The sequence below is a fragment of the Meridianimarinicoccus marinus genome (assembly GCF_040689105.1).
Taxonomy (GTDB): domain Bacteria; phylum Pseudomonadota; class Alphaproteobacteria; order Rhodobacterales; family Rhodobacteraceae; genus Meridianimarinicoccus; species Meridianimarinicoccus marinus.
Genome location: NZ_JBFBVU010000003.1, coordinates 167,314 through 191,187 on the forward strand (window position 1 = coordinate 167,314; position 23,874 = coordinate 191,187).

Annotated in this window: 29 protein-coding genes; 11 read left to right on the forward strand and 18 right to left on the reverse strand. The window is 65.7% G+C overall.

Translation table 11 applies throughout. From position 1 onward, the window contains the following. Both AB0T83_RS04300 and AB0T83_RS04305 read right to left on the reverse strand, forming a co-directional pair. Positions 1–225 carry a DUF1150 family protein gene (locus AB0T83_RS04300; protein ID WP_366191812.1) on the reverse strand — a complete coding sequence of 75 codons (225 nt, stop codon included), beginning with the start codon at positions 223–225 and terminating at the stop codon, positions 1–3. Continuing rightward, positions 222–644 carry an Hsp20 family protein gene (locus AB0T83_RS04305; protein WP_366191813.1) on the reverse strand — a complete coding sequence of 141 codons (423 nt, stop codon included), beginning with the start codon at positions 642–644 and terminating at the stop codon, positions 222–224. The genes AB0T83_RS04300 and AB0T83_RS04305 overlap by 4 nt, the downstream gene beginning before the upstream one ends. A gap of 169 nt (positions 645–813) precedes the next feature. On the opposite strand from AB0T83_RS04305, the gene AB0T83_RS04310 reads away from it, so the two are divergent. The 5 genes from AB0T83_RS04310 to AB0T83_RS04330 all read left to right on the forward strand — a co-directional run bounded on the left by AB0T83_RS04310 (position 814) and on the right by AB0T83_RS04330 (position 4,067). Then, positions 814–1,032, forward strand: a complete 219-nt coding sequence (locus tag AB0T83_RS04310) for a YdcH family protein (protein ID WP_366191814.1) — start codon at positions 814–816, stop codon at positions 1,030–1,032. A gap of 116 nt (positions 1,033–1,148) precedes the next feature. Continuing rightward, positions 1,149–1,637 (forward strand): 5-(carboxyamino)imidazole ribonucleotide mutase, encoded by a 489-nt coding sequence (gene purE, locus AB0T83_RS04315; protein WP_366191815.1) that lies wholly within the window; start codon positions 1,149–1,151, stop codon positions 1,635–1,637. Next, a complete protein-coding gene (locus AB0T83_RS04320; RefSeq protein ID WP_366191816.1) occupies positions 1,630–2,700 on the forward strand; it encodes a 5-(carboxyamino)imidazole ribonucleotide synthase in 1,071 nt (356 codons plus the stop codon). The genes purE and AB0T83_RS04320 overlap by 8 nt, the downstream gene beginning before the upstream one ends. Before the next feature lie 154 nt (positions 2,701–2,854). Next, a complete protein-coding gene (locus AB0T83_RS04325) occupies positions 2,855–3,058 on the forward strand; it encodes a hypothetical protein (protein WP_366191817.1) in 204 nt (67 codons plus the stop codon). Position 3,059: 1 nt separating this feature from the next. After that, the gene (locus AB0T83_RS04330) at positions 3,060–4,067 is read left to right on the forward strand and encodes a LuxR C-terminal-related transcriptional regulator (protein WP_366191818.1); all 1,008 of its coding nucleotides are present in this window, start codon (positions 3,060–3,062) and stop codon (positions 4,065–4,067) included. On the opposite strand, the gene AB0T83_RS04335 is transcribed toward AB0T83_RS04330, so the two are convergent. Beyond that, the gene (locus AB0T83_RS04335; protein WP_366191819.1) at positions 4,064–5,215 is read right to left on the reverse strand and encodes an alpha-D-ribose 1-methylphosphonate 5-triphosphate diphosphatase; all 1,152 of its coding nucleotides are present in this window, start codon (positions 5,213–5,215) and stop codon (positions 4,064–4,066) included. The two genes, AB0T83_RS04330 and AB0T83_RS04335, sit on opposite strands and share 4 nt — an antisense overlap. Before the next feature lie 74 nt (positions 5,216–5,289). Here AB0T83_RS04335 and AB0T83_RS04340 point away from each other — a divergent pair, with 74 nt between their 5' ends. Further along, positions 5,290–5,739, forward strand: coding sequence for an NUDIX domain-containing protein (locus tag AB0T83_RS04340; protein ID WP_366191820.1), 450 nt, complete (start codon positions 5,290–5,292; stop codon positions 5,737–5,739). Here AB0T83_RS04340 and AB0T83_RS04345 read toward each other — a convergent pair. The 12 genes from AB0T83_RS04345 to AB0T83_RS04400 form a co-directional block, all read right to left on the reverse strand. Next, positions 5,705–6,556 carry a DMT family transporter gene (locus AB0T83_RS04345; RefSeq protein WP_366191821.1) on the reverse strand — a complete coding sequence of 284 codons (852 nt, stop codon included), beginning with the start codon at positions 6,554–6,556 and terminating at the stop codon, positions 5,705–5,707. The two genes, AB0T83_RS04340 and AB0T83_RS04345, sit on opposite strands and share 35 nt — an antisense overlap. Further along, the gene (locus AB0T83_RS04350; protein WP_366191822.1) at positions 6,556–7,041 is read right to left on the reverse strand and encodes a GNAT family N-acetyltransferase; all 486 of its coding nucleotides are present in this window, start codon (positions 7,039–7,041) and stop codon (positions 6,556–6,558) included. The genes AB0T83_RS04345 and AB0T83_RS04350 overlap by 1 nt, the downstream gene beginning before the upstream one ends. 79 nt (positions 7,042–7,120) lie before the next feature. Next, complete coding sequence (locus tag AB0T83_RS04355) at positions 7,121–8,263, reverse strand: DUF8173 domain-containing protein (RefSeq protein WP_366191823.1); 1,143 nt, start codon at positions 8,261–8,263, stop codon at positions 7,121–7,123. A 49-nt stretch (positions 8,264–8,312) separates the two neighbouring features. After that, the gene (locus AB0T83_RS04360; RefSeq protein ID WP_366191824.1) at positions 8,313–8,648 is read right to left on the reverse strand and encodes a hypothetical protein; all 336 of its coding nucleotides are present in this window, start codon (positions 8,646–8,648) and stop codon (positions 8,313–8,315) included. Positions 8,649–8,766: 118 nt separating this feature from the next. After that, a complete protein-coding gene (groL, locus tag AB0T83_RS04365; protein WP_366191825.1) occupies positions 8,767–10,407 on the reverse strand; it encodes a chaperonin GroEL in 1,641 nt (546 codons plus the stop codon). A 63-nt stretch (positions 10,408–10,470) separates the two neighbouring features. Continuing rightward, complete coding sequence (locus AB0T83_RS04370) at positions 10,471–10,758, reverse strand: co-chaperone GroES (RefSeq protein ID WP_366191826.1); 288 nt, start codon at positions 10,756–10,758, stop codon at positions 10,471–10,473. Positions 10,759–10,887: 129 nt separating this feature from the next. Further along, positions 10,888–11,937, reverse strand: coding sequence for a threonine aldolase family protein (locus tag AB0T83_RS04375; RefSeq protein ID WP_366191827.1), 1,050 nt, complete (start codon positions 11,935–11,937; stop codon positions 10,888–10,890). After that, a complete protein-coding gene (locus AB0T83_RS04380) occupies positions 11,937–12,407 on the reverse strand; it encodes a YcgN family cysteine cluster protein (RefSeq protein ID WP_366191828.1) in 471 nt (156 codons plus the stop codon). The genes AB0T83_RS04375 and AB0T83_RS04380 overlap by 1 nt, the downstream gene beginning before the upstream one ends. Positions 12,408–12,445: 38 nt before the next feature. Next, entirely contained in the window at positions 12,446–13,393 is a 948-nt protein-coding gene (locus tag AB0T83_RS04385) for a bifunctional riboflavin kinase/FAD synthetase (RefSeq protein ID WP_366191829.1), read from the reverse strand. A gap of 15 nt (positions 13,394–13,408) precedes the next feature. Beyond that, positions 13,409–13,843, reverse strand: a complete 435-nt coding sequence (locus AB0T83_RS04390) for a MaoC family dehydratase (protein ID WP_366191830.1) — start codon at positions 13,841–13,843, stop codon at positions 13,409–13,411. A gap of 66 nt (positions 13,844–13,909) precedes the next feature. After that, the gene (locus AB0T83_RS04395) at positions 13,910–14,779 is read right to left on the reverse strand and encodes a TIGR01459 family HAD-type hydrolase (RefSeq protein WP_366191831.1); all 870 of its coding nucleotides are present in this window, start codon (positions 14,777–14,779) and stop codon (positions 13,910–13,912) included. Between the two features lie 145 nt (positions 14,780–14,924). Beyond that, a complete protein-coding gene (locus tag AB0T83_RS04400) occupies positions 14,925–15,845 on the reverse strand; it encodes a manganese-dependent inorganic pyrophosphatase (protein WP_366191832.1) in 921 nt (306 codons plus the stop codon). Positions 15,846–16,072: 227 nt separating this feature from the next. Here AB0T83_RS04400 and AB0T83_RS04405 point away from each other — a divergent pair, with 227 nt between their 5' ends. Together AB0T83_RS04405 and AB0T83_RS04410 are read left to right on the forward strand one after the other, a co-directional pair. After that, the gene (locus tag AB0T83_RS04405) at positions 16,073–17,092 is read left to right on the forward strand and encodes a ribose-phosphate pyrophosphokinase (RefSeq protein ID WP_366191833.1); all 1,020 of its coding nucleotides are present in this window, start codon (positions 16,073–16,075) and stop codon (positions 17,090–17,092) included. Positions 17,093–17,158: 66 nt separating this feature from the next. Continuing rightward, positions 17,159–18,121 (forward strand): alpha/beta hydrolase, encoded by a 963-nt coding sequence (locus AB0T83_RS04410; protein WP_366191834.1) that lies wholly within the window; start codon positions 17,159–17,161, stop codon positions 18,119–18,121. Between the two features lie 37 nt (positions 18,122–18,158). Here AB0T83_RS04410 and AB0T83_RS04415 read toward each other — a convergent pair whose 3' ends face one another. After that, positions 18,159–19,118, reverse strand: coding sequence for an L-malyl-CoA/beta-methylmalyl-CoA lyase (locus AB0T83_RS04415; protein ID WP_366191835.1), 960 nt, complete (start codon positions 19,116–19,118; stop codon positions 18,159–18,161). Positions 19,119–19,403: 285 nt separating this feature from the next. On the opposite strand from AB0T83_RS04415, the gene dgcN reads away from it, so the two are divergent. Together dgcN and dgcA are read left to right on the forward strand one after the other, a co-directional pair. Beyond that, entirely contained in the window at positions 19,404–20,405 is a 1,002-nt protein-coding gene (gene dgcN, locus AB0T83_RS04420; RefSeq protein WP_366191836.1) for an N-acetyltransferase DgcN, read from the forward strand. Then, positions 20,405–21,370 (forward strand): N-acetyl-D-Glu racemase DgcA, encoded by a 966-nt coding sequence (dgcA, locus tag AB0T83_RS04425; protein WP_366191837.1) that lies wholly within the window; start codon positions 20,405–20,407, stop codon positions 21,368–21,370. The genes dgcN and dgcA overlap by 1 nt, the downstream gene beginning before the upstream one ends. Before the next feature lie 40 nt (positions 21,371–21,410). Here dgcA and AB0T83_RS04430 read toward each other — a convergent pair whose 3' ends face one another. Next, positions 21,411–22,535: a class I SAM-dependent methyltransferase gene (locus AB0T83_RS04430; protein WP_366191838.1), complete on the reverse strand. Its 1,125-nt coding sequence runs from the start codon at positions 22,533–22,535 to the stop codon at positions 21,411–21,413. Positions 22,536–22,649: 114 nt separating this feature from the next. On the opposite strand from AB0T83_RS04430, the gene AB0T83_RS04435 reads away from it, so the two are divergent. Then, on the forward strand, positions 22,650–23,042 hold the full coding sequence (locus tag AB0T83_RS04435) for an acyl-CoA thioesterase (RefSeq protein ID WP_366191839.1): 393 nt from the start codon (positions 22,650–22,652) through the stop codon (positions 23,040–23,042). 470 nt (positions 23,043–23,512) lie between these two features. On the opposite strand, the gene AB0T83_RS04440 is transcribed toward AB0T83_RS04435, so the two are convergent. After that, complete coding sequence (locus AB0T83_RS04440) at positions 23,513–23,719, reverse strand: cold-shock protein (RefSeq protein WP_193140301.1); 207 nt, start codon at positions 23,717–23,719, stop codon at positions 23,513–23,515. Positions 23,720–23,874 lie beyond the last annotated feature (155 nt).

Sequence of the window (23,874 nt, forward strand, 5' to 3'; positions counted from 1 at the left end):
CTAGTGGACGTTCACCGGCTGCATGTGGTTCTGCCGCGCCAGTGCAAAGGCCATGTGGCGATTGCTGACCAGTGCCAGCCGGTCGCCATTGGCCGCATGCACCGCGAACATTTCGGTCTCGCTGCCCACCTGGGCGCGCAGCTCGTCGGGCAGATCCTTTACCGCCACCGGGCGGATATAGACGATGCCCTCGTCGGACAGGGCAAGGGGATGCGGCGTGTTCATGACGGATCTCCGGTGCTGATCTTGATGCGTTGCAACACGGTTTCGGGGGCCGAGCGTTTCAGGTCGATGTGCAGCAGGCCATTTTCCATACCCGCGCCGTCGACCTCGACCCCGTCGGCCAGCACGAAACTGCGCTGGAACTGGCGTGCGGCGATGCCGCGGTGCAGATAGGTGCGGTCGTTGCAATCCTCGGCCTGTCGGCCGCGCACCACCAGCTGGCGGTTTTCCACGGTGATGGCCAGATCCTCCTCGCGGAACCCGGCCACAGCCAGGGTGATCCGATAGGATGTTTCCGAGGTTTGTTCGATGTTGTAGGGCGGGTATCCGTCGTTGCCGGTCTTGGCGGTGTGTTCCACCAGACGTTCCAGCTGTTCGAATCCCAGAAGGAACGGATGCGTTCCCAAAGTCAGTTTTGTCATGGACACGTCCTTGCAATAAGCGACTGTGCGATTGCCCCGCAAGCGGCGGCGTGATGCAAATATGGGCGCAGCCCCGGCCTGTTGCAAGTCACCGGCGGGCAGCGTCTTTTCACAACCGCGTTTCTTGGGTATGTCTCAGGTCTCGGAAATTTCGCAGGACAGGCAACAGATGAACGCTTTCGGCGAGATGACGCATAACGAGGTCTTGCGGGTAAAGCTTGAAGTGCTCAGGCGCGAACACCGCGACCTTGACGAGGCCATTCATGCGCTGGAAACCTCGTCGCGCGGCGATCACCTGACCCTGCGCCGCCTGAAGAAGCAGAAACTGCAACTGAAAGACCGGATCCAGAAGATCGAGGACGAGTTGCTGCCCGACATCATCGCCTGACGCCGCCCGCCCCCGTTTGGCATCCCGTGCGTGCCTTGCAAGGGCGATTGCACCCCGCACCGCAGTCAGTATAGTCGCGGCCCTGCAACCGGGGTCAGAACGCGCGGGGACACCACATGACACAACCCAAGGTCGGCATCATCATGGGCAGCCAGTCGGATTGGCCCACCATGAAGGAAGCGGCGAAGATCCTGACCGAACTGGGCGTGCCCTTCGAAACCAAGATCGTTTCGGCGCACCGCACCCCGGACCGGCTATGGACCTATGGCAAATCTGCCGCCGACCGGGGGCTCAGCGCGATCATCGCCGGGGCTGGTGGTGCCGCCCATCTGCCGGGCATGGTGGCCTCGAAAACCCGCGTGCCGGTGATTGGCGTGCCGGTGCAGACCCGCGCCCTCAACGGCGTCGATTCGCTCTATTCCATCGTCCAGATGCCCAAGGGCTTTCCCGTGGCCACCATGGCCATCGGTGCCGCCGGGGCTGCCAATGCGGGCCTGATGGCCGCCGCGATTCTTGCGGTCAGCGATTCCGACCTGGCCGGTCGGTTGGAGGCGTGGCGTGACGCGCTCTCAGCCTCGATCCCCGAGGAGCCGGTCGATGACTGAAGCGCTGCGCCCCGGCGCCACCATCGGCATTCTCGGCGGCGGTCAGCTGGGCCGGATGCTGGCCCTTGCCGCGGCCCGTCTGGGTCTGAAGACCCACATCTACGATCCCGCCCCCGGCGGCCCCGCCGAACAGGTGGCCGACCGCACAACGGTGGCCGCCTATGACGACGCGGCAGCATTGGACGCCTTCGCGGCATCGGTGGATGTGGTCACCTATGAGTTCGAGAACATCCCGACCTCGGCGCTGGACCTGCTGGAGGCGCATCGCCCGATCCGCCCCACCCGCAAGGCGCTGGCGGTGTCGCAGGACCGGATGACCGAAAAGACCTTTCTTCAGGATCTCGGCCTGACCGTCGCCCCCTTCGCAGCCGTGGACAGCGCCGCCGATCTTGAGGCCGCGCTGGGGACCATCGGTGCGCCGTCGATCCTGAAGACCCGCCGCTTCGGCTATGACGGCAAGGGACAGGCGCGGATCATGGAGGCCGGTGAGGCCGCCGCTGCGCTGGACGCCATGGCCGGCGCCCCGGCGATCCTGGAAGGCTTCGTCGACTTCACCCATGAGGTCTCGGTCATCGGCGCCCGCGCGCTGGACGGGGCCGTCGCCTGTTTCGATCCGGGCGAAAACCTGCACGAAGGCGGCATCCTGCGCACCACCACCGTGCCCGCGCGCCTGTCCACCGCCCAGCGCACCGATGCGGTGCTTCTGGCGGGCCGCATCCTGAACGCCCTAGATTACGTTGGCGTCATGGGGGTGGAGCTTTTCGTGACCCCCGGCGGGCTGGTGGTCAACGAGATCGCGCCGCGCGTCCACAACTCCGGCCACTGGACCCAGAACGGCTGCGTGGTCGATCAGTTCGAACAGCACATCCGCGCCGTGGCGGGCTGGCCGCTGGGCGACGGGTCGCGCCATTCCGACGTGGTGATGGAAAACCTGATCGGCGCCGAAGCCGACCGCTGGCCCGAGATCGCCACCGACCCCACCGCCGCCCTGCATCTCTATGGCAAGGCCGAAGCGCGGCCGGGCCGCAAGATGGGCCATGTGAACCGGGTGGTGACGGGCTGAGACGGCTGGTCCCACAGCCATACGCCAGCCATACCTTTTCCAGACACGTTCCAGCCCCGGTTTTCGGGCCCTGTGGTCACATCGCATGACAAGCCCCGCGCAGCTTTTGCGCCATCCTGTGGTGGAGACCCAAACTCCACAGGAGGACCCCGTCATGGACCCCGTCCTATATCTTGCCGCCCCCGCCCGTCCCGACAGCGCACCGTCACAACGCGACATCGACGCCTTCTACGACCGTCACGGCCATGAAGGTCTGCTGCGCCTGACCTGCATGGCCCGGTCTCTGCTGGCGCATCTGCGCCGGGCCAGAACACCGGCCCCGCGCAGGGGCATGGCGCACCCGCGCAGCGCCGTCTAACATGGCCGTCATGACCCTGGCTTCCCGCGCATCGCACCCGCAGACCGGGCACACTGCCGAGGACGCGGCCATCATCGCCGCGATCCGCGAGGAAACGCTGGCGTTTCTCGCGCAGGACCACGACCGCTGGGCCAGATGTTGGGTGCACAGCCCCCGTACACGCGACATCTATGGCTCTCCCTTCGCGGGGCTGAATGTCCTGTCGGGCTGGTCCGACATCTGCGCCAACATGAAAAGGGTGTTCGAGGACGGGTTGGCCTGTCAGAAAACCGACTTCCGGCAAGACGGCCACCGGATTTCCGTGGAAGGCAACATCGCCTGGGCCGTGTTCGACGGATGGGCGCTGACGCGCAATGGCGAGACCGAGGAAACCTTCGAGACGCGCATCCTGGAACGGCAGCCCGAGGGCTGGAAGATCGTCTATTCCTCGGTCTACCTGCGCCGCGACAACGGTGCCCGCAGCGCGCTTTCGGTGGCGGTTGACGGCACGGGCCAGATCGTCTGGGCCTGCGACCGGGCACTGAAGGTGCTGAAAACCCACCCGTATTTCACGGTGTCCTCCGGCAAGGTCCGCGCCCACCGGCTGGATTGGGACCGGACCCTGCAACAGGCCTTCACCCGCGCCGCCGCCTACCACGGGTTCTTCGAGGTCTACCGCTTCGCCGAGGAAAACGGCGGGCCAGTGTGTTTCCCCGCGGTTCTGGGCCAGACCGACGAGGGCGGGGTGGCGGTGGCGCGGCTCTCGGTCCGCGACTCCACTACATATCTTCAACTCGATGGCGACGCGGATCTGGACCGCCGTCTTACGGTGGCGCAGGCGGTCTTCGGCCTGTCGGATGGCCAGCTTCGGGTGGCAAGGCACATCGCCGACGGCGACAGTCTGCCGGAGGTCGCCACCGCCCTCGGGATCAGCATCAACACCGCCCGCACGCATCTGTCGCGGCTGTACGAGAAAACCGGGGTGAACGCGCAAACCGCCTTGGTGCGGCTGCTTCTCAGCGTCGGCTAGGCCAGAAACCGCGCCGCCAGCGGCCCGGTCAGATAGGTCAGCCGCCCTGCGGCAATGGTCGCACCCACCCGCCCGCTGGCCGGATCGACGATCACCAGATCAGCCCGCTTTCCGGGCGCGATCACGCCGCGATCCTCCAGCCCCAGAAGCCGCGCCGGCCCTTCTGACACCAGCGCCCAGGCCGCATCGAAGGGCAGGATGCCATAGTCCACCAGCGCCCAGACCGCCTTGCGCAGCGCCGGATAGTGATAGTCCGAGGCCAGCGCATCGCACAGTCCCTGCGCAATCAATTCCCGCGCGCTGGCCTTGCCCGCATGGCTGGCCCCGCGCACCACGTTAGGGGCGCCCAGCACGATGCCATCGCCCCCGACGCGGGCCTCGGTCGCGGCCGCGAGGGTTTCGGGAAACTCGGCAATCCGCACGCCGCGCGCCCGGTAGGCGTGGCGCGCCTGCGCCGTGGCGTCGTCATGGCTGGCCAGCATAATTCCCTTGCCCGACAGGCGTTTGCACAGACCGTCCAGCGCGGCGGGCACGGCATCGGCCTGCCCGTGCAACTGCTGCATCAGCGCCAGATGCGCCTGCGGCGACCGCCCGCTTTTCAACGCGGTGCCGGTCAGCCGTGGCGGTGTGCGTCCCGCTGCCAGACGGTCATGTGGCAAGTGATCGTTCAGCCCCACATAGGTGATCCCGGCCCGGTCAATCAGCTCTTCTGCGTCCGCGAAGGCCTCAAGGAAATGCGTCTCCAGCCGCAGTTGCAGGCGCAGATCGGTGGCCAGCGCCGGCGCCTCGGCCTGCCAGGTCGCCACCAGCCGTTCCGCCGCCTGCGGCGACCGCAACCCGCCTTCCCAGCTGTAGAACTGCGCCATCACGGCGGTGGTGATTCCATTGGCGGCCAGTTCGGCCTCGAAGGCCACAATCCCGTCGCCCATGTCCGGCACCCCACCCCGACGGGCGGCTACATGGCGTTCGAACCCGTCGCCGTGAAGGTCCACGATCCCCGGCAGAACGCGCCAGCCGCGCAGGTCGACGCCCCGGGCATCCTGTGCCGAGTCCATGATGCTTCCGGATCCAATGCCGAAATCACGGGCCTGCATCTTCCCGTTCCACAGCACCTCGGCCCCGGTGAAATTCATCGCGATCCCCGTCATGGCCCTCCCCTGCCCCGGCGGCGGCGGCGGATCAAGCCCTTTCCCAAGCCGGTCCGACCCGCTAGGCAGAGGACATGTCACCACCCCGCCTTGCCGCCCGCGCGATCCTCCTGCATCGCGGCGCCGTCCTGCTGGTCAACGCCTTCCCCGATGGGCAAAGCGACCTGTGGTGCCTGCCCGGCGGCGGGGTCGAGACCGGACATTCCCTGACCGAGACCCTGCGGCGCGAGGTGCAGGAGGAAACCGGGTTGGTCGTCGATCCCGGCGGCATCTGCCACGTCTCGGAATTTCACAACGCCGCGACGGGGTTTCACCAGGTGGAATTGTTCTTCCGCGCCCGCATCCTGTCGGGCGACCCGTTGGCGCCCTGGACCGATCCAGCGGGCGTGGTGACGCAACGGTGCCTGGCGACGCCCGATGACCTGTCGCGCCTGCGCTTCAAGCCCGACATCCTGCCTGACCTGGCCTTTGGCCCGCCCCGGCCCGAGATCAGCCCCGGCGCGCTGGAACCGATGGCGCGGTGATCGCCAGCCCGACACCGCCCAGCACCAGCACCGAGGCCGCCAGCAGCCGCAGCGTCACCGGTTCGGCCAGCAACAGCGCTCCCCCGGCCATGGCGATCACCGGCACGGTCAGTTGCACCACCCCCGCCGCCGAAGCGGTCAGCCGAGGCAGAACGGCGTACCACAGGGCATAGCCCAGCCCCGAGGTCACGGCCCCAGACACCACGGCCAGCACCACGCCGGGTGCGGTCACCGCGTCGGGCAGCGCCAGCACCACCAGCCCGGCGGGCAGGGCGGCCAGAAGAAAGCTTGCCGCGGTGCTGGCCAGCGGATCCCCCGCCCCGCGTCCGCGCAGCGAATAGATGCCCCAGCCCACCGCCGCCACGGCCATCAGGGCAGCCCCCATCAGCGAGGGGGCCGCGGCCCCGCCGGGCCAGAGCAGCCAGACCAGCCCGGCAAAGGCGGTGCCGGCCCCCAGCCAACGTTGCGCGGCAATGCGGTCGCCGCCAAGAACGCTGCCCGCGAACATGGTAATCTGTACGCCGCCGAACAGGATCAGCGCCCCGAACCCGGTATCCAAGGTGACATAGGCAAAAGAGAATCCCAGCATATAGGCGGTCAGAGCCAGCGCATTTGCGGCGCTGAAGCGCGGGCGCAGCCGCGACCAGCCGCCATTGACCATCACCAGCAGGCCCAGCGTGACGGCCCCGGCCCCGGTGCGGATGGCGGCGAAACTGGCCGGCCCCATCCCGGCGTCGCTCAGGGCCATGCGGTTCAGCACCGAATTGGCCGCGAAGGCCAGCATGGTCAGGGCCACAAGGGCGGCAAGACGGCCCATCAGACTTGCGCGAACGGGTCGGGATAGACCAGCACCGCCTCGGCCCCTGCGGTTTGCGGGGCAATGGGATACAGGCCGGTGTATTGTGCGGGATAGGGCGTCGTAAGCTCTGCCGGTCCTTCGAACACGAAGCCGAATTTGGCATAGAAGTCCGGATCGCCGACCACCACAATGGCCTTGAAGCGGGCCTGCCGGGCGGCATCGGCGGCATAGCGGACCAGTTCCGACCCGATGCCGCCGCCCTGCGCCTCGGCACGCACGCTGAGCGGGGCCAGTGCCAGCCAGCCCTCGGGCGACGACAGGCGCGACAGGCAGATATGGGCCACCAGCCCGCCCTCATCCTCGGCCACCAGTTCCAGCGCCACATGGCCGCCGTCGCGCAAGCCCTGGATCAGCTGCGCCTCGTTGCGTTGCCGGAACACGCTTACGACAAGCACCGAAATGTTGGTGTGGTCGGCCTCGGTGGCCGGGCGGATCTTGATCATCGGGGGACAGTCCAATCTTCTGTGATCGAGATAGAACCCCACGGGCGCGGCTTTGACAACACCCGCAGGGTCCAGCTCATCAGCGGGCGGCCCCGAGGCGGCTGAGCCGGGCAAAAAGCGGGGCCATCATTGCGCCCAGACCAAGGAAGACCAGCGCGAACCAGCTGAGCCAACCCAGCACCGGGATCAGCGCCACCAGCCCGGCAATCAACGCGCCCAGGGCGGCCAGCCCGGCCTTTTCGGCGACCCCGCCGGGGATCTCGCGGCCCGCCAGTTGCCACAGGCCTACACCCAGAACATAGCTGCCCGCCACGTATCCGGCCGCGATCAGCAGCGCGGTCAGGGCAATGGCCACGGGCACCAGAAGCAGCCCGACCAGGGTCATGGCCAGCACCAGAACCGCGCCGATCAGGGCCGACATGGCGACGAACCCGGCCAGGATCGACCGCCCCGGTGCGGCCAGCGCCCGCATCCGCACCGCCGCCACGCGGTCAGGTGCCACCGCCACCGCCAGCGCTGCAGCCAGCGCCACTATCACCACGCCAACGAGGAAGCTGCGCAGCATGGCACCAAAGCCTTCACCGGCCATCTCGCGCATGTCCACGGGGGCCTGGATGTCGGGGTGATCCTCGATATCGCGGATGCTGACCCGGTCTTCGCTGGCGACCGAGGTGGGCACCGTGATCTCGTCCGGGTCGTCGGCATAGAGTGTCAGGGAGCCCCCGACGCGCGCGCCGCTGCCGAAGGACACCGAATCGACGGTTATCACCGCGTCACCCGCAATGGCGCCGTCCAGTTGCAGATCCGCCGCCGCGATCAGGGCAGCCCCGCCGATATCCCCGCTCAGCACTATCTCCGAGGCCATGGCCCGCAGGTTACCGCCAATACTGCCCGACACGGTGATCTCGGCCGCGGTCAGGCTGGCCGATCCGGCCACCGGGCCAGCCAGGTCGATGACATAGCCCGCCGCATAGGCCGCGCCCTCGACCGGGGCGTCCAGACGCAGGCTGCGCCCGGCGGAATGCAGACTGCCGCCCACCGGCGCGGTGACCGAAATCCGCTCGCCTGCCGCGAACAGGTCAGCGGTGACCGGGGTGGTCTGGTTGACCACGCGCCCGGCGGTATAGGTGTCGCCGCCCAGACTGAAGCTCTGGCTGTCCTGCGCAAAGGCCGACCCGGCGATCAGAAGGGCAAGGGAAGAAATGACAAGGGGTTTGAGCATCGAATGCCTCCGCAACAATTGACTTGCAGTCTATCACATGAGGCCGATGTCAGCCCCGTGACAAGGGTTGTGTTCGGTTTTCCGCCGTCAAAGCCTGCTGGATCAGGATGCAGACCACATGCGCCGGGGACAGGTCCCAGTCGCGGGCCAGCGTGGCGACCCGCACGCAGGCGGAGCGCGGCAGTTGCAGGGCGCGGCAGGGCACCTGCGGCAATGCCGGGGGCTTGGGCGCAACGGGCGGCTGGCGCAGGCCCGCCTCGACCAGCACCCGCACCGTATCCATCAGCCGCCGGGGCGATCCGGGGCGGCGATGGGCGCGCACCGCGTGCCATACATCCGGCGGCAAGCTCAGCGCGATGGCGCGGCGGGGATCCTTACGGGACATGACGGCCCGGTGTCGAAGATGTCATTCGTTGGCTCCCCTCGGGCAGGACAGACCGCCCGGCACGAAAAAGGGGGCCGCACATGGCGACCCCCTTCTCAATCACTGCGATGGGCAGAGCTTACATCATGCCGCCCATGCCGCCCATGTCGGGCATGCCGCCACCGCCCGCGCCTTCTTTGGCGGGGATGTCGGCAACCATGGCCTCGGTGGTGATCAGCAGACCAGCAATCGACGCGGCGTCTTCCAGAGCGGTCCGCACCACTTTGGCCGGATCGATCACGCCGAAGGTGAACATGTCGCCATATTCTTCGGTCTGCGCGTTGAAGCCGAAGGTCGGGTCGTCGCTTTCGCGGACTTTCCCGGCAACCACGGCACCGTCAACACCGGCGTTCTCGGCGATCTGGCGCAGCGGCGCTTCGATGGCCTTGCGAACGATCGAGATACCGGCGTCCTGGTCGCTGTTGGCGCCCTTGAGGTCGGCCAGAGCCTTGCCCGCCTGAACCAGCGCGACACCGCCGCCCACGACAACACCTTCCTGCACAGCAGCGCGGGTTGCGTTCAGGGCGTCATCGACGCGATCCTTGCGCTCTTTCACTTCCACTTCGGTCATGCCACCGACGCGGATCACGGCAACGCCACCAGCCAGTTTGGCCACGCGCTCTTGCAGTTTCTCGCGGTCGTAGTCGCTGGTGGTTTCCTCGATCTGCTGACGGATCTGGCTGACCCGTGCTTCGATCTCGGCTTTCTCGCCATGGCCGTCGACGATGGTGGTCTCGTCCTTGGTGATCTGGATCTTCTTGGCGGTGCCCAGCATGTCCATGGTGACATTCTCGAGCTTCATGCCCAGATCTTCCGAGATCACCTGGCCGCCGGTCAGGATCGCGATGTCCTGCAGCATGGCCTTGCGGCGATCGCCGAAACCAGGCGCCTTGACGGCTGCGATCTTCAGACCGCCGCGCAGCTTGTTGACCACGAGGGTGGCCAGCGCTTCGCCTTCCACGTCCTCGGCAATGATCAGCAGCGGCTTCTGCGACTGGATCACGGATTCCAGCAGCGGCACCATCGGCTGCAGCGACGAGAGTTTCTTCTCGTGCAGCAGGATCATGCAGTCTTCCAGCTCGGCGATCATCTTGTCCGGGTTGGTGACGAAGTAGGGCGACAGGTAGCCACGGTCGAACTGCATGCCTTCGACGACATCAGTTTCGGTTTCCAGGCCCTTGTTCTCTTCGACGGTGATGACACCCTCGTTGCCGACCTTCTGCATCGCGTCAGCGATCTGGCGGCCGATTTCGGGCTCGCCGTTGGCCGAGATGGTGCCGACCTGGGCAACTTCATCGCTGTCCTTGACGACGCGCGACGCGGCCTTGATCTGCTCGACGACCTTCGAGGTCGCCAGGTCGATACCGCGCTTCAGGTCCATCGGGTTCAGACCGGCAGCAACCTGCTTGAGGCCTTCCTTGACGATGGCTTGCGCCAGAACGGTGGCGGTGGTGGTGCCATCGCCGGCTTCGTCATTCGTGCGCGAGGCAACTTCGCGAACCATCTGGGCGCCCATGTTCTCGAACTTGTCTTCCAGTTCGATTTCCTTGGCGACCGAAACACCGTCCTTGGTGATGCGCGGCGATCCGAACGACTTGTCCAGAACCACGTTGCGGCCTTTCGGGCCCAGGGTCACTTTCACGGCGTCGGCCAGGACGTTGACGCCCTTCAGCATGCGGGAACGGGCGTCAGCGCTAAACTTAACGTCTTTTGCAGCCATGTGTCTTGCTCCTTAATGGAATAGGTTGGGAAGGTCGGGCCGGGCGGCCCGGAAGCGATCCGCTTAGGCGATGATGCCCAGGATGTCGCTTTCCTTCATGATCAACAGCTCTTCGCCGTCGACGGTGACTTCGGTGCCCGACCATTTGCCGAACAGAACCTTGTCGCCTTCGCTGACAGCCATCGGGATCAGCTCACCGCTGTCCTTGCGGGCGCCTTCGCCACAAGCGACAACAACGGCTTCGGCCGGCTTTTCTTTGGCGCTATCGGGAATGATCAGGCCGCCTGCGGTCTTTTCATCGGATTCGACGCGACGCACCAGAACGCGGTCATGAAGCGGTTTGAATGCCATCTCTGAGGCTCCTTGCTCAGTTAGTTTCCGTATTATCACTCGGTCGTGGTGAGTGATAACGAGACGGAGATAGAGAGCGCGCCGACCCGAGTCAAGACAATCGGAAGAAAGTTTCGCGCGAACGTCCGGTCAGGCCGGAAACTGCGAAACAAAGGTGGCCACGGCCTCGGGTGGCAGCGACCAGTCGCACACCAGCCGCGCCATCAGGGGCGCGTCCTCGGGACCGCCGTCCAGCGTGCCGTCCCACAGATAGTAATGCGCCCCGGCGTTTAAAAGGTGGCGGTGCCAGGCGCGGGGCCAGCGAGCGAATACGGTGTTGGTCTGCACCGGAAAACAGATCTCGACCCCCGGCACTTGGTGCAACCGGTCGGCCAGATCGCGGGCCGAGGCATTGGCCCGCCGCGCCAGGTCGCGCCACAGGTCATCCTCAAGATAAGCCTGCATCTGTGCAGCCAGATAGCGATGCTTGGAAAACAGATGCGCGCCGCGCTTGCGCCGCAATTCGAATTCCCAGGCATGGGCGGGATCGAAGAAGATCACCGCCTCGACCCCCAGCAAGCCGTTCTTGGTGCCGCCGAAGCTGACCGCGTGGATGCCTGCCTTCCAGGTCATCTCGGCCGGGGTGCAGCCCAGATGTTCCAGCGCATTGGCAAAGCGCGCGCCGTCCAGATGCACCGGCAGGCCGCGGGCACGGGCCATCGCGGTCAGCTCAGCCAGTTCGGCCAGCGTGTAGACGGTGCCGGATTCGGTGGCCTGCGTCAGGGTCAGCGGTCCGGGCTGCACCCCGTGCACCCCCCGCTTGCCCGCCTTCTCCAGCGCCGCCGCCAGTGCTTCGGACCGGATCTTGCCCCGCGGCGCGTCGACCAGTGTCAGCTTGGCGCCGCCGGTGAAAAACTCGGGCGCGCCGCATTCGTCTTCATCCACATGGGCGGCTTCGGCGCAGAACACGGTCTGCCAGGGCTGGCCCAGCACCGACAGCGCCAGGGCGTTCGCGGCAGTGCCGGTGCCCACAAGATAGACGGCGGCGTCGGGGGCCTCGAACACCTGGCGGATTGTTTCCACCACCTGCGCGGTCAGCGGGTCGGCGCCATAGCCGGAAACGTAGCCCTCATTGGCGCGGCCCAGGGCCTCCAGCACCGCGGGATGGGCGGGGCCGGCGTTGTCGGATGCAAAATACATCAGAGATCCTCGATAATATGGTCTTCCCAATCGTCTTCATCGACTTCGAATTCCGGCACCGTCCAGCCGCGCACCGATTGGCCGGCCTCATGCACCGAGTCCGCGCGCCCCGACACCAGCGGATGCCAGTCGGGCAAGGGGTCGCCCTGCTGCAGCAGCCGGTAAGCGCAGGTTGAAGGCATCCAGTAGGCGTTCTTGGCCAGCGTCTGCGGGGTCAGGAACACGCATTCCGGCACGAATTGCCGGCGGATGTCGTATTGCGCGCAGCGGCAGGTCTGATCGTCCAGCAACCGGCAGGCGACACGGGTGAAGGCCACCTCGCCGGTGTCGGGGTCTTCCAGCTTGTTCAGGCAGCACTTGCCGCAGCCGTCGCACAGGGCTTCCCACTCGTGCGGGGTCAGCTGGGACAGTTTGAACCGCTCCCAGAAACGGGGGCGCAGGCCGGTGCGGCGAATCGGATCGTCAGACATCGCGCGACCCTAGCCCCCCAGCCGGGAAAGGAAAGCCATCATCCCCAGGTGGCCAGGATGCTGCGGGCGCGGGCGCTGTCGGCGCCCATCTGCGCGACCAGAGCCTCAAGCCCGTCGAACCTCCGCTCGGGGCGCAGATAGTCCACCAGCGCCACCGACAGTTCGGCGCCATAGAGATCGCCCGCGAAATCGAACAGATGGGTTTCCAGATTGGCGCGGTTTTCGCCGAACATCGGTCGCACCCCCATCGAGGCAACGCCGCCGTAGCGGCCCGCATGGGGACCCTCCAGAACCTCCACCTGCACCGCGTAGACGCCGTATTTCGGCGGGTGCAGCCCGTCGATGGACATGTTCGCGGTCGGATAGCCCAGGTTGCGGCCGCGCTTTTCGCCGTGCAGCACCGGGCCGTCGATGCGGTGCCAATGGCCCAGCATCGCCTTGGCATCGCGCGGGCGGCCTTCGGACAGGGCGGCGCGGATCGCGGTCGAGGACACCGGCACCCCGGCGGCCTCGAACTGCATCAGTTCGGCGACGGTAACGCCGAACCCGAACTCACGCCCCAGCGCCACCAGATCTTTGGCCGTCCCGGACCGGCCCTGGCCGAAGCGGAAATCCGCCCCCACCACCACATGCCGCAGACCCAGCCCGTCCGCCACCACACGATGCGCGAAATCCCGCGCCGAAAGCGACGCCAGCTTCGCATCGAAGCCGATCTGATACAGGTGCCGGACGCCGATCTTCTGCAACCGGTGCGCCCTGGCGGCGGCGGTCATCAGGCGGAAGGGCGGGGCGTCGGGGGCGAAGAACTCGCGCGGGTGGGGCTCAAACGTCAGCACGCCCAGCGGCGCGCCGATGGCATCACCGGCCTGCCGCGCAAGTTCCATCACCGCCCTGTGGCCCAGATGCACGCCATCGAAATTGCCGATCGCGGCACTGGCCCCGCGGTCGGCATCGCCCAGTCCAGAGTAAGAGCGGTGAAGGCGCATCCGGGTGTCCGTGGATCAGCCGCGCGACGGCGCCAGAACCAGCGCCTCGCCCTGGATCACGGTCTTGCCGCCGGCTTCGGCGACACAATCGAAGGTCACGCGCCGTTTCTCGCGGTTGATCTCGCGCACGGTGACGGTGGCGGTCACCTCGGCGCCGAGCATGACCGGGGCGCGGAACTTCAGGCTTTGGCCCATGTAAATGGTGCCATGGCCGGGAATGCGCTCTCCCAGCAGGGCCGAGAACAGGCTACCGACCAGCATCCCGTGCGCGATGCGACCGCCGAACATGGAGGCCTGCCCCGCGTCCTCGTCCAGGTGGATCGGGTTGCGGTCTTCGCTGACCTCGGCGAATGACCGGACCTCGGCGTCGCCGATGACCTTGGTCAGGCTGCGGGACATGCCCACTTCCAGATCTTCGATATGGATTGTACCAATTTCGTCGTCGCGCATGCGAGATCCTCCTTTTCGATCGTCAGTCTGGCTTAGACCCCTGCCCGATGCCAGCAACGCGTCGCGTCACCGCAGCATCCCGATGGCATAGGCGGGCGAGGTCCGGATCTCGTCCAGATACGCGGAAAGACGCTCCGGGTCAGGCTGGCCGTTGGTGCCGGTCTGCTCGGCGGCCAGACCGCCGGTGACGAAAAGCACGTCGAAATCCTCGGCCATGCCCCCGGCCACATCGGTGTTCGGTCCATCGCCGATGACCAGAACGCGGTCGTCGGGGACGCGATCCAGCTGCGCCAGCCGCCGCCGCGCCAGATCGTAGATCGGCGGATGCGGCTTGCCGAAATACAGGCTCTGGCCGCCCATCTCGGTGTAAAGCTCGGCCAGCGCCCCGGCGCAGTAAAGGCGGGTATGGCCCTTGTCGACCACCACGTCCGGGTTGGCACACAGCAGCTTCAGCCCCTTGGTCTTGGCCAGCAGAAGTTGCGCGCGGTAATCCTCGGGGGTTTCAGCGGCATCATCCACCAGCCCGGTGCAGGCGATGCCCTCGGCCTCGTCCAGCGGCACCAGGTCCACGGTGGACTCCAGATCCTCGGGCAGTTCGGTAAAGAAGGTCAGGTCGCGCTCGGGCCCCATGTGATAGACCTTCTTGCCGATGATCCCGCGCATCATCGCCGCCTGGGCGCTGTCGCCCGAGGTCACCACGTCGTCCCAGCAGTCGCGCGGCGCGCCCAGCCCATCCAGTTGCGCCTCGACCAGCGGCTTGGGGCGCGGCGCGTTGGTCAGCAGGAGGACCTTGCCGCCCTTGGCCCGAAAGCCCTGCAACGCGGCCACCGCTTCGGGAAACACCTCGACCCCATTGTGCAGACAGCCCCAAAGATCGCAGAGGACGGCATCGTAACGGTCCTGGACCTCGGCAAGCGTGCGGATGATTTCAGTCATGGGGTCTCCTGACAGACGCGGGCAACGAAACGGCACGCCGGTCTTGTGTCATGTCCGGGCGGGTCTGACCAGTGCGGGCTGCCCTGCGGCCCGGCGGATGAAAAAGGGCGCCCGCAGGCGCCCCATCCGGTGTTCCGATGCGGGCTTACAGGGCCAGGTTCGGAATGATCTGCTTCTTGCGGCTCATGATGCCGGGCAGAACCACGCTGTCCCCCGACACGGTGGCGCCGAAGCTTTTCTCGGCCACGGCCTTCACGGTGTCATTGGGCACCAGCAGGGTGGCTTCTTCCTTGATGATGTCCACGACAAACAGCAGGACCTCGTCCACGCCGTCTTCCTTGGCCACCTCGGGCATCGAGGCGATCAGGCTGGCCTTGCGGCCCAGCGGGATCTCGGGTGCGGTAGTTTCCAGAACCGAAACCCGGAAGTTGGTGCCGCCGACCTCGTACTTCTTGCTGTCCATGCGGATCAGCTCGGCATCCGAGAAGGCCGAGACGTCGGACTTGGCGGCGAACATTTCCGCCGAATAGGCCGAGATGTCGACGCCCAGATCGGTGGCCAGCGATTGCGCCAGCGCCTTGTCGGTATCGGTGGTCGTGGGCGAGCGGAATTCCAGCGTGTCGGACAGGATGCACGACAGCATCGCGCCCTTGATGTTTTCCGGCATCTTGGCGGCGGCGTCGCCCATCAGGTCATGCATGATGGTCACGGTGCAGGCTACGGGGCGCACGGTGATGTTGATCGGGCCACTGGTTTCCAGACCGCCGACCAGCTTGTGATGGTCGATGATTTCCAGAATGTCGGCGCCGCCGATCCCGGCGGGCAGTTCGGCGGGGTTGTTGGTGTCGACGATCACAACCTTGTCGCCTGCGGCCACATCGGCGATGATCTCGGGCTTGTCGAGGCTCCAGCGTTCCAGCACGAAGGCGGCTTCGGTGTTGGGCTCGCCCAGCAGCTTGGCTTCGGCGGGGGTGCCCTTGATTTCGGACAGGTACCAGGCCCAGATCAGCGGGGCGCCGGTGGAGTCGGTATCGGGGGCCATATGGCCGAAGACCTTGATCGTCATGTCATCAAATCCATCTTTGCGGGGTTTTGCGCGGCTTATAGGCGCCTATGCGGCGCCCTGTCACTGACTCGGGACGGGGTGTTTCGCCGCAGAGCGCCAGATGTTGCTGCATTGCAGCGCAAATTCGGCACCCGGTTCATGAAAAGATCACAGAAGTGTTGGTTTCGGGCCGTACTGGTGCTAAGCGACCGGCGAACCCGTAACCCTCCCCGCTCAAGGACGCTGCCATGCCCTCTCTCGTGGAGCCGAAGCTCATCTCGGGCAATGCCAACAAATCGCTCGCCACGGCCATCGCCCGGCGGATCTCCATGCACCGGGGGATGAACATCAACCTGATCAACACCCGCGTCGAGCGGTTCAACGATGCCGAGATCTTCGTCGAGGTCTACGAGAACGTCCGCGGCGAGGATATGTTCATCATCCAGCCGACCTCGAACCCGGCGAATGACAACCTGATGGAACTGATGATCATGGCCGACGCGCTGAAGCGGTCGTCGGCGGGGCGGATCACGGCGGTGATCCCCTATTTCGGATACGCCCGGCAGGACCGGCGCACCAAGGCGCGCACGCCAATCTCGGCCAAGCTGGTGGCCAACCTTCTGGAAGAGGCGGGCATCGAGCGGGTTCTGACGATGGACCTGCACGCCGCGCAGATCCAGGGCTTCTTCGATGTGCCGGTGGACAACCTGTATGCCTCGCCGGTCTTCGCGCTGGACATCAAGCACCAGTTCGAAGGCGGGCTGGACGACGTGATGATCGTGTCGCCCGACGTCGGCGGCGTGGCCCGCGCCCGCGAGTTGGCGCAGCGGATCGGCTGCCCCCTGTCGATCGTGGACAAGCGCCGCGAAAAGCCCGGCGAAGTGGCCGAGATGACGGTGATCGGCGATGTCAGCGGCAAGAAATGCATCATCGTGGATGACCTGTGCGACACCGCCGGCACCCTGTGCAAGGCCGCGGGCGTGCTGATGGATGCGGGTGCCACCGAGGTGCATTCCTATATCACCCACGGCGTGCTGTCCGGCCCGGCGGTCGAACGGATCACCAAGTCGGTCATGAAAAGCCTTGTCATCACCGACACCATCGAACCCACGGCCGAGGTCAAGGCCGCGCCGAATATCCGCATCGTGCCCACCGCGCCGATCTTCGCACAGGCGATCCTGAATATCTGGAGCGGCACCTCGGTGTCGTCGCTGTTCGAGACCGGCACGCTTGGCCCGATCTACGAAGGCCTCTACCCGCAGGACTAGATTTCCTTGGTAGCCAGATGGTTGACCAAAGGTTAGCCTTCCCCGAGAGTAACGGGGGAGGCCGCAATGCTGTTCGTGACAAACCGGGTGCCGGACGAGGGTTTGAAAACCACGCTGGGGCGAAACTGCACGTTCAGCCCGGCCAACAATGCCGTCTGCAACGCCACCTTCTTCTGCCGGCGCGAGGCCAGCGGCGCCACCGTCGAAATCGGCTCGGCCGCCCTGTTCCAGGCCCTGAAGGATGCCAAGGCCGACCATATCCTGTTCTTCATCCACGGCTTCAACACCAGCCCAAAGGCGGCGCTGAACCGGGCCGCGCAGTTGCAGGAGTTCTGCGACCGCAAGGAAAAGGACAAGGTGCTGGTGCTGCCGTTCCTCTGGCCCACCGATGACGACAGCGCCCTGCTGATCCTGAACGACTATGTCGATGACCGCCATTCGGCGCAGCTCAGCGGCGGCGCCTTCGCGCGGGTTCTGGCCAAGCTGATCGCCATGTCCGGTGATCCCGCCGAGTTCGAGAAGAAATTCAGTGTCTGCGCCCATTCCATGGGCAACCGGGTTTTGCGCGAAACCCTGCTGTTCTGGAAAGAGGCGTTTCTGGTGGGCGCCGTGCCGGAAGTCTTCCAGCACACCTTCCTGACCGCCGCCGACATCCCCTGCCAGGATCTGGAGTTCGGGCAGGAGGGCGAAATCATCGCCCAGGCTTCGCGCAACGTGGTGGTGTATTACGCCGACAGCGATCTGGCCCTGAAAGCCAGCGCGCTGGTCAACCACCAGCCCAACGCCCTGCCCCGTCGGCTGGGCACCGCCGGACCGCGCGCCATGTCACGGGTGGCCGACTGGGTGTTCAGCCTCGATTGCTCGGCCGTGGCGCGAAAATACGACAAGAAGCGCGGGCACGTCTATTTCCTGAACTCGCATTCGGGCAAGACCACCCCCGGCAAGGTGGCCAAGCACATGATCAACACGCTGCTGATGGACGAGGTTCTGGCCGACGCGCTGGGGTTCCGCACCGGGCGGCTGAGCTGACCGGGCGGCGCCAGCGCGCCACCCGCAAGGGCCGGGGTCAGGCCGCGGCGATCATTTCCGACTGGCGGACGATGACCTCGGCCTGCTTGATCGAGGCGATGTCCACCAGACGCCCCTTGTAGACCGTGGCGCCTTCGCCGTTGGCCTTGGCCTGTTCCATCGCGGCGAGGATCTCGCGCGCTTCGGTGACGGCGGCCTCGGAGGGAGTGAAAACCTCATTCGCCAGCGCGATCTGCTTGGGATGGATGGCCCATTTGCCGACCATGCCCAGCGTCGCCGAGCGCAACGCCTGCGCGCGATAGCCCTCGTCATCCGAGAAATCACCGAACGGGCCATCGACCGGCAACAGGCCATGGGTGCGGCAGGCGGCGACGATGGCGGTCTGGGCCCAGTGCCACGGGTCGGACCAATGTTTCACGCCCTCGCGCAGCATGTAATAGTTTTCCTGCGTGCCGCCGATACCGGTGGTCTGCATCCCCATCGAGGCCGCGAAATCGGCGGCCCCCAGGCTCATCGCCACAAGGCGGGGCGAGGCGGCGGCGATGGCTTCCACATGCGCGATGCCGGCGGCACTTTCGATGATCACCTCGAAGTTGATCTTCTTCTTGCGGCCCTTGGCGGCTTCGATGGCGGTGACCAGCGCGTCCACGGCATAGATATCCTCGGCACAGCCGACCTTGGGGATCATGATCTGGTCCAGCCGTTCGTCGGCCTGTTCCAGAAGATCGACCACGTCGCGGTACCAGTACGGGGTGTCCAGCCCGTTGATCCGCACGCTCAGGGTCTTGGTGTTCCAGTCCACGGCCCCGATCGCCTCGATCGCCTGCGCGCGGGCCATGTCCTTGTCGGAGGGCGCCACCGAATCCTCAAGATCGACGTTGATCACATCCGCCGCACTGGCCGCCATCTTGGCGAACAACTTGGGGTTCGACGCCGGGCCGAACAACTGGCACCGGTTGGGGCGCGCGACGGGCTGGGGCTGAAGACGGAAACTCATGAGCGGACCTCTTGGCAAGGAAATTGCGGGTGATGCTGCCTGCTTGTTAGGATATTGCGCGCCCTTCTTCAATCCTTGATTTGCGGGCGCAGCATTTTACGAATCTCCATCCCCGCATTGTCGGATCACAAACCGCTCAATTTGTAATCATCAGGAGGATTGTCGGAATTTTCCTGTATTTCAGGAAATTTTCCGAAATCTATCTGTGCTGCCCCTGCAAATTTCGGAAAAACACCGCGACCGCATCGGCTAGGCAGAACCGAATTGCTGAACGGGAGCACCACAATGATCAAGACGCCATACCTGCTGTTTCTGGGCGACGCGCCCGACGGGCTGGCCGCGAAGGTTGCACAGGGCATCAAGGACTGGCGTTCCGAATTCGCCATCGGCCAGTACCGCCTGCCCGGCTGCAAGGCCGATCTGGGCCTGCCGGACCTGACCCTTGAAGACGCCCGCGCCAAGGGGGTCGAAACCGTGGTCATCGGCGTCGCCAACCGGGGCGGCATCATTGGCGAAAGCTGGCGGGCCGCGCTGCTGGAGGCCATCGCGGCGGGCTTCGATCTGGCCAGCGGCCTGCACACCCGGCTGAACGCCTATCCCGATCTGGTGCGCGCGGCCCAGACCCACGGCACCGCCCTGCATGACGTGCGGGTGCCCGGGATCGACTATCCCATCGCCAATGGCGTCAAGCGCAGCGGCAAGCGCTGTCTGGCGGTCGGTACCGATTGCTCGGTCGGCAAGATGTACACCGCGCTGGCGATGGAAGCCGAGATGCGCCAGCGCAACCTGAACGCCAGTTTCCGCGCCACCGGCCAGACCGGCATCCTGATCACCGGCGACGGTGTGCCGCTGGATGCGGTGGTGGCCGATTTCATGGCAGGCTCCATCGAGCATCTGACGCCCGACAACGACCCCGACCACTGGGATCTGATCGAGGGGCAGGGCAGCCTGTTCCATGTCTCGTATTCCGGGGTGACGATGGCGCTGATCCACGGCGGCCAGCCCGACGCGCTGATCCTGTGCGACGAACCCACCCGGCCCCACATGCGCGGCCTGCCCGACTATACCGCGCCGTCGCTGGAGACCCTGCGCGACACCGCGCTGGGGCTGGCACGCGTGGCGAATCCGGCCTGCAAGGTGGTCGGCATCTCGATCAACACGCAGCATCTGTCCGAAGCCAACGCACTGGCACATATGGCCGAGGTCGAGGCGCGCATGGGCTTGCCCACGGTGGACCCGTTCCGGCAAGGTGCGGCACGGTTGGTCGACGCTTTGGAAGGGATCTGATGGACATCTCGGTTCACTACGACACGTTTCAGCTGGCCGAGGTCTTCACCATCTCGCGCGGCTCGCGCACCGAGGCCGAGGTCATCACCGTCACCCTGCGCGACGGCGACCACGCGGGGCACGGGGAATGCGTGCCCTATGCCCGCTACGGCGAAAGCCGGGGGTCGGTGAAGGCGCAGATCAAGGGGTTGCCGGCGACGTTCACCCGCGCCGAGCTGCAATCCCTGCTGCCCGCGGGTGCGGCGCGCAACGCCGTGGATTGCGCCCTGTGGGATCTGGAAGCCAAGCGCAGCGGTCAGCGGGTCTGGCAATTGGCCGGCCTGCCCGAACCCGGCCCCGAGATCACCGCCTTCACCCTGTCGCTGGACACCCCGGCCGAGATGAAAGCCTCGGCCGCGCGGCACAAGCATCGCCCGCTGCTGAAGATCAAGCTGGGCACGCCCGACGACATGCCCCGGCTGGAAGCGGTGCGCTCGGGCGCGCCCAAGTCGCGGATCATCGTCGATGCCAACGAAGGCTGGTCCGCCGAGGTCTACGCCGATCTGGCCCCGCATCTGCTGCGGCTGGGGGTCGATCTGGTAGAACAGCCCCTGCCCGCCGGGGCGGATGACGCGCTTCTGGGGATGGACCGCCCGGTGCCGGTCTGCGCCGACGAAAGTTGCCACGACCGGGCCTCATTGCCCGGCCTGAAGGGCAAATACGACGTGGTGAACATCAAGCTGGACAAGACCGGCGGGCTGACCGAGGCGCTGGCCCTGCGCGATGCAGCACGGACCGAGGGCTATCGCGTCATGGTCGGCTGCATGGTCGGCTCCTCGCTCGCGATGGCGCCCGCGACGCTGGTGGCACAAGGCGCACTGATCACCGATCTGGACGGGCCGCTGCTGCTGGGCGAGGACCGGATGTATCCGCTGGCCTATGACGAACGCGGCGTGCACCCCTCCGATCCGGCGCTTTGGGGCTAGGGGCATGGCCTGGGACGACGTCACTTCAGAGCCACCGCCGTCACGCTGTCCGGGTCAAAAGCATCGCCATCGCGGCATAGCGGAAGGGATATTGATCCTTGTTGGCAATCAGCCGGTCCCGCGCCCTGTCGTAGATCCGGTCAACCAGGGCGGCGCGCCCGTCGGTCATTGGCAGGGCCTGCACCAGAACCGCCTCGGTAAAGGCCCGGAAGAAATTGACATAGTCGCGTGCATAGACCTCAAGGTCACCGGTCTGCGCGAAGGCATCGTTGAACGGTACTGAAACTTCATAGGCTTCCGCGCGGTCCAGCCTGTACAGGTCCGAAACCCCAAAGGCGCTGTCCTGCACCGGCGCGACCAATTCCTGCAACTGCCGGAAATAGACCGGCTGATAGTAGGCCTCATAGGTCTGCTGCGTGATCTCGCCACTGGCCACATGGTCCAGCACCGCATCGTTCAGGACATCGTAGATGCCGTCGCAGGTCCGGGCCTCGTCGGTACAGCCAAAGACCTGCACCAAGAGCTTGCCGCCCGACACAAGCTCTGCCGCGCGGGCCTTCAGAAACGCCGCGACATCGTCCTTTGCTTGCCGGGCGAAAACCGCCCGATCCGCATCCGAGACATGTCCGTTGCCCCCGCGCCGACTCGGCCCGTTGGGCAGCAGGTATCCCGGCAGGGCCGGGACAGGTTTGGTTGACAGAAATCCGATGGCATTGAAGGTGGTCGCCAGACTGACGGACCGTGGCGGCAAAAGCTGATCGAACATCGACCCACCGACAGCGGCGGAAAACACCGCATCGTCGCCGAAGACCGAGCGGCCTTCGGGCCGCAATCCCAAGAAAAGCTTCGAGAAGTCATTCGTGGGCAGGTCGCAATGCAGGGTCTGAATCGGCCCGCCTGTTCTGGCGCGACAGGCCGACACCGCCCGTTGCATCACGGCGATGGAGTTGCGCCCTTCGGAACAGCCGAAATCGGCAAGCGAGGCCACACCGGACGGCACCGGCATGTCGGCCACGGCCTCATCGATCCACGGCAGGACCGCTTCGATCGCACGCCACTGCGGCGCCGAGTTTGCATCGTAAAACCCCTGCCCGGTCATGCCGGTGGTCGTGGCATGCGGCACGGGGGTCTTGCTGTCTTGCGGTCCGGCAGGTGGTTTGCGCATTCAACTTGCCTCGAAACTGCTTCACAGTGTCGATGACACCTGCGTCATACTCGGCAAATTGCCTGGCACTTGGCAACCCATACCGTGGGCGCGATCCGAAACGGAGGAGATGACATGAACACCGAACAGGATGGCCCCAGCGGCGCCCTGACCCTGCGGACGCTGGCGATGCCGGCGGATGTGAACGTGAATGGTGACATCTTCGGTGGCTGGGTTCTCAGCCAGATGGATATCGCGGCCGGCATCGTTGCCGGTCAACGCGCCAAGGGGCGGGTCGCCACGGTGGCCATCGACGCGATGAAGTTCATCCGCCCGGTCGGCGTCGGCGACGTGCTGTGCATCTACGCCGAGGTCACGCGGGTTGGCCGGACCTCGCTCGCCATCGGGCTGGAGGCCTGGGTGCTGCGCGGCCGACACGGCGCGCGCGAGAAGGTCACGGAAGCCACCTTTACCTTCGTCGCGATCAACGACGAGAAACGCCCGCGCGAGGTGCCGCCCGAAGACTGAACCGGACGGCGCGCGCGTCAGATGTCAGCCCAGTCCTTGAAGGTCACCGGACTTTCAGGCCGCTCGGACGGAGGATGCGCGGGGGCGGGCTGAGGCTTGGGATCGGGGGTCGCACTGGTCATCGGTTGCTCCTTTCACAGAGCACCGGCCGAACCCGTCAGAAAGGCACACCATGTGCCGGGGCAGTTTGCACATCGGGTCGGAAAGCGCCGGTGCCTGTGGATAACCTTGACACAGACTCCCTAACAATCGGATTCACGTGTTTTAACAGTCTGTTACCCAAACGTGATCGCTGCGGGGGCGTCACAGTGTATCGCTGGCACGGCAATCGGACGGATTTTCTGGCGGTGTCAGCGGCGATTCCGCAGGTCCGAAGCCCTCGTCGCGGCCAAAAAAAGATCGGCAACGTTTCCGTCGCCGACCCCTTGTCTGTTCAACTGGTGGCAGGGAAATCCCCGGCCGCGCAGGCCTCAGGCCAGTGCGAGATTGACGGCGCTTTCGCGGCCATCACGACCCGATTCCAGGTCGAAGGTCACTTTCTGGTTGTCGGCGAGGCCGGTCAGACCCGAACGCTCGACAGCAGAGATGTGAACGAACACGTCGCGTCCGCCGCTCTCGGGTGCGATGAAGCCGTAACCTTTGGTGGTGTTGAACCATTTCACGGTGCCATTGGCCATTTCCGTGGTCTCCTAACTTAGATGCCATCCGCAGTAGGCGATGGCTTGGCGTGGTCTGTCCGAATCGAAGAACTGATCAGCCGTGTAGGAAGACAGGGGTCGAGATTGGATAGCGTAGCGCAAACCGTATGACAGCTTGCCGCACAAAAATCAAG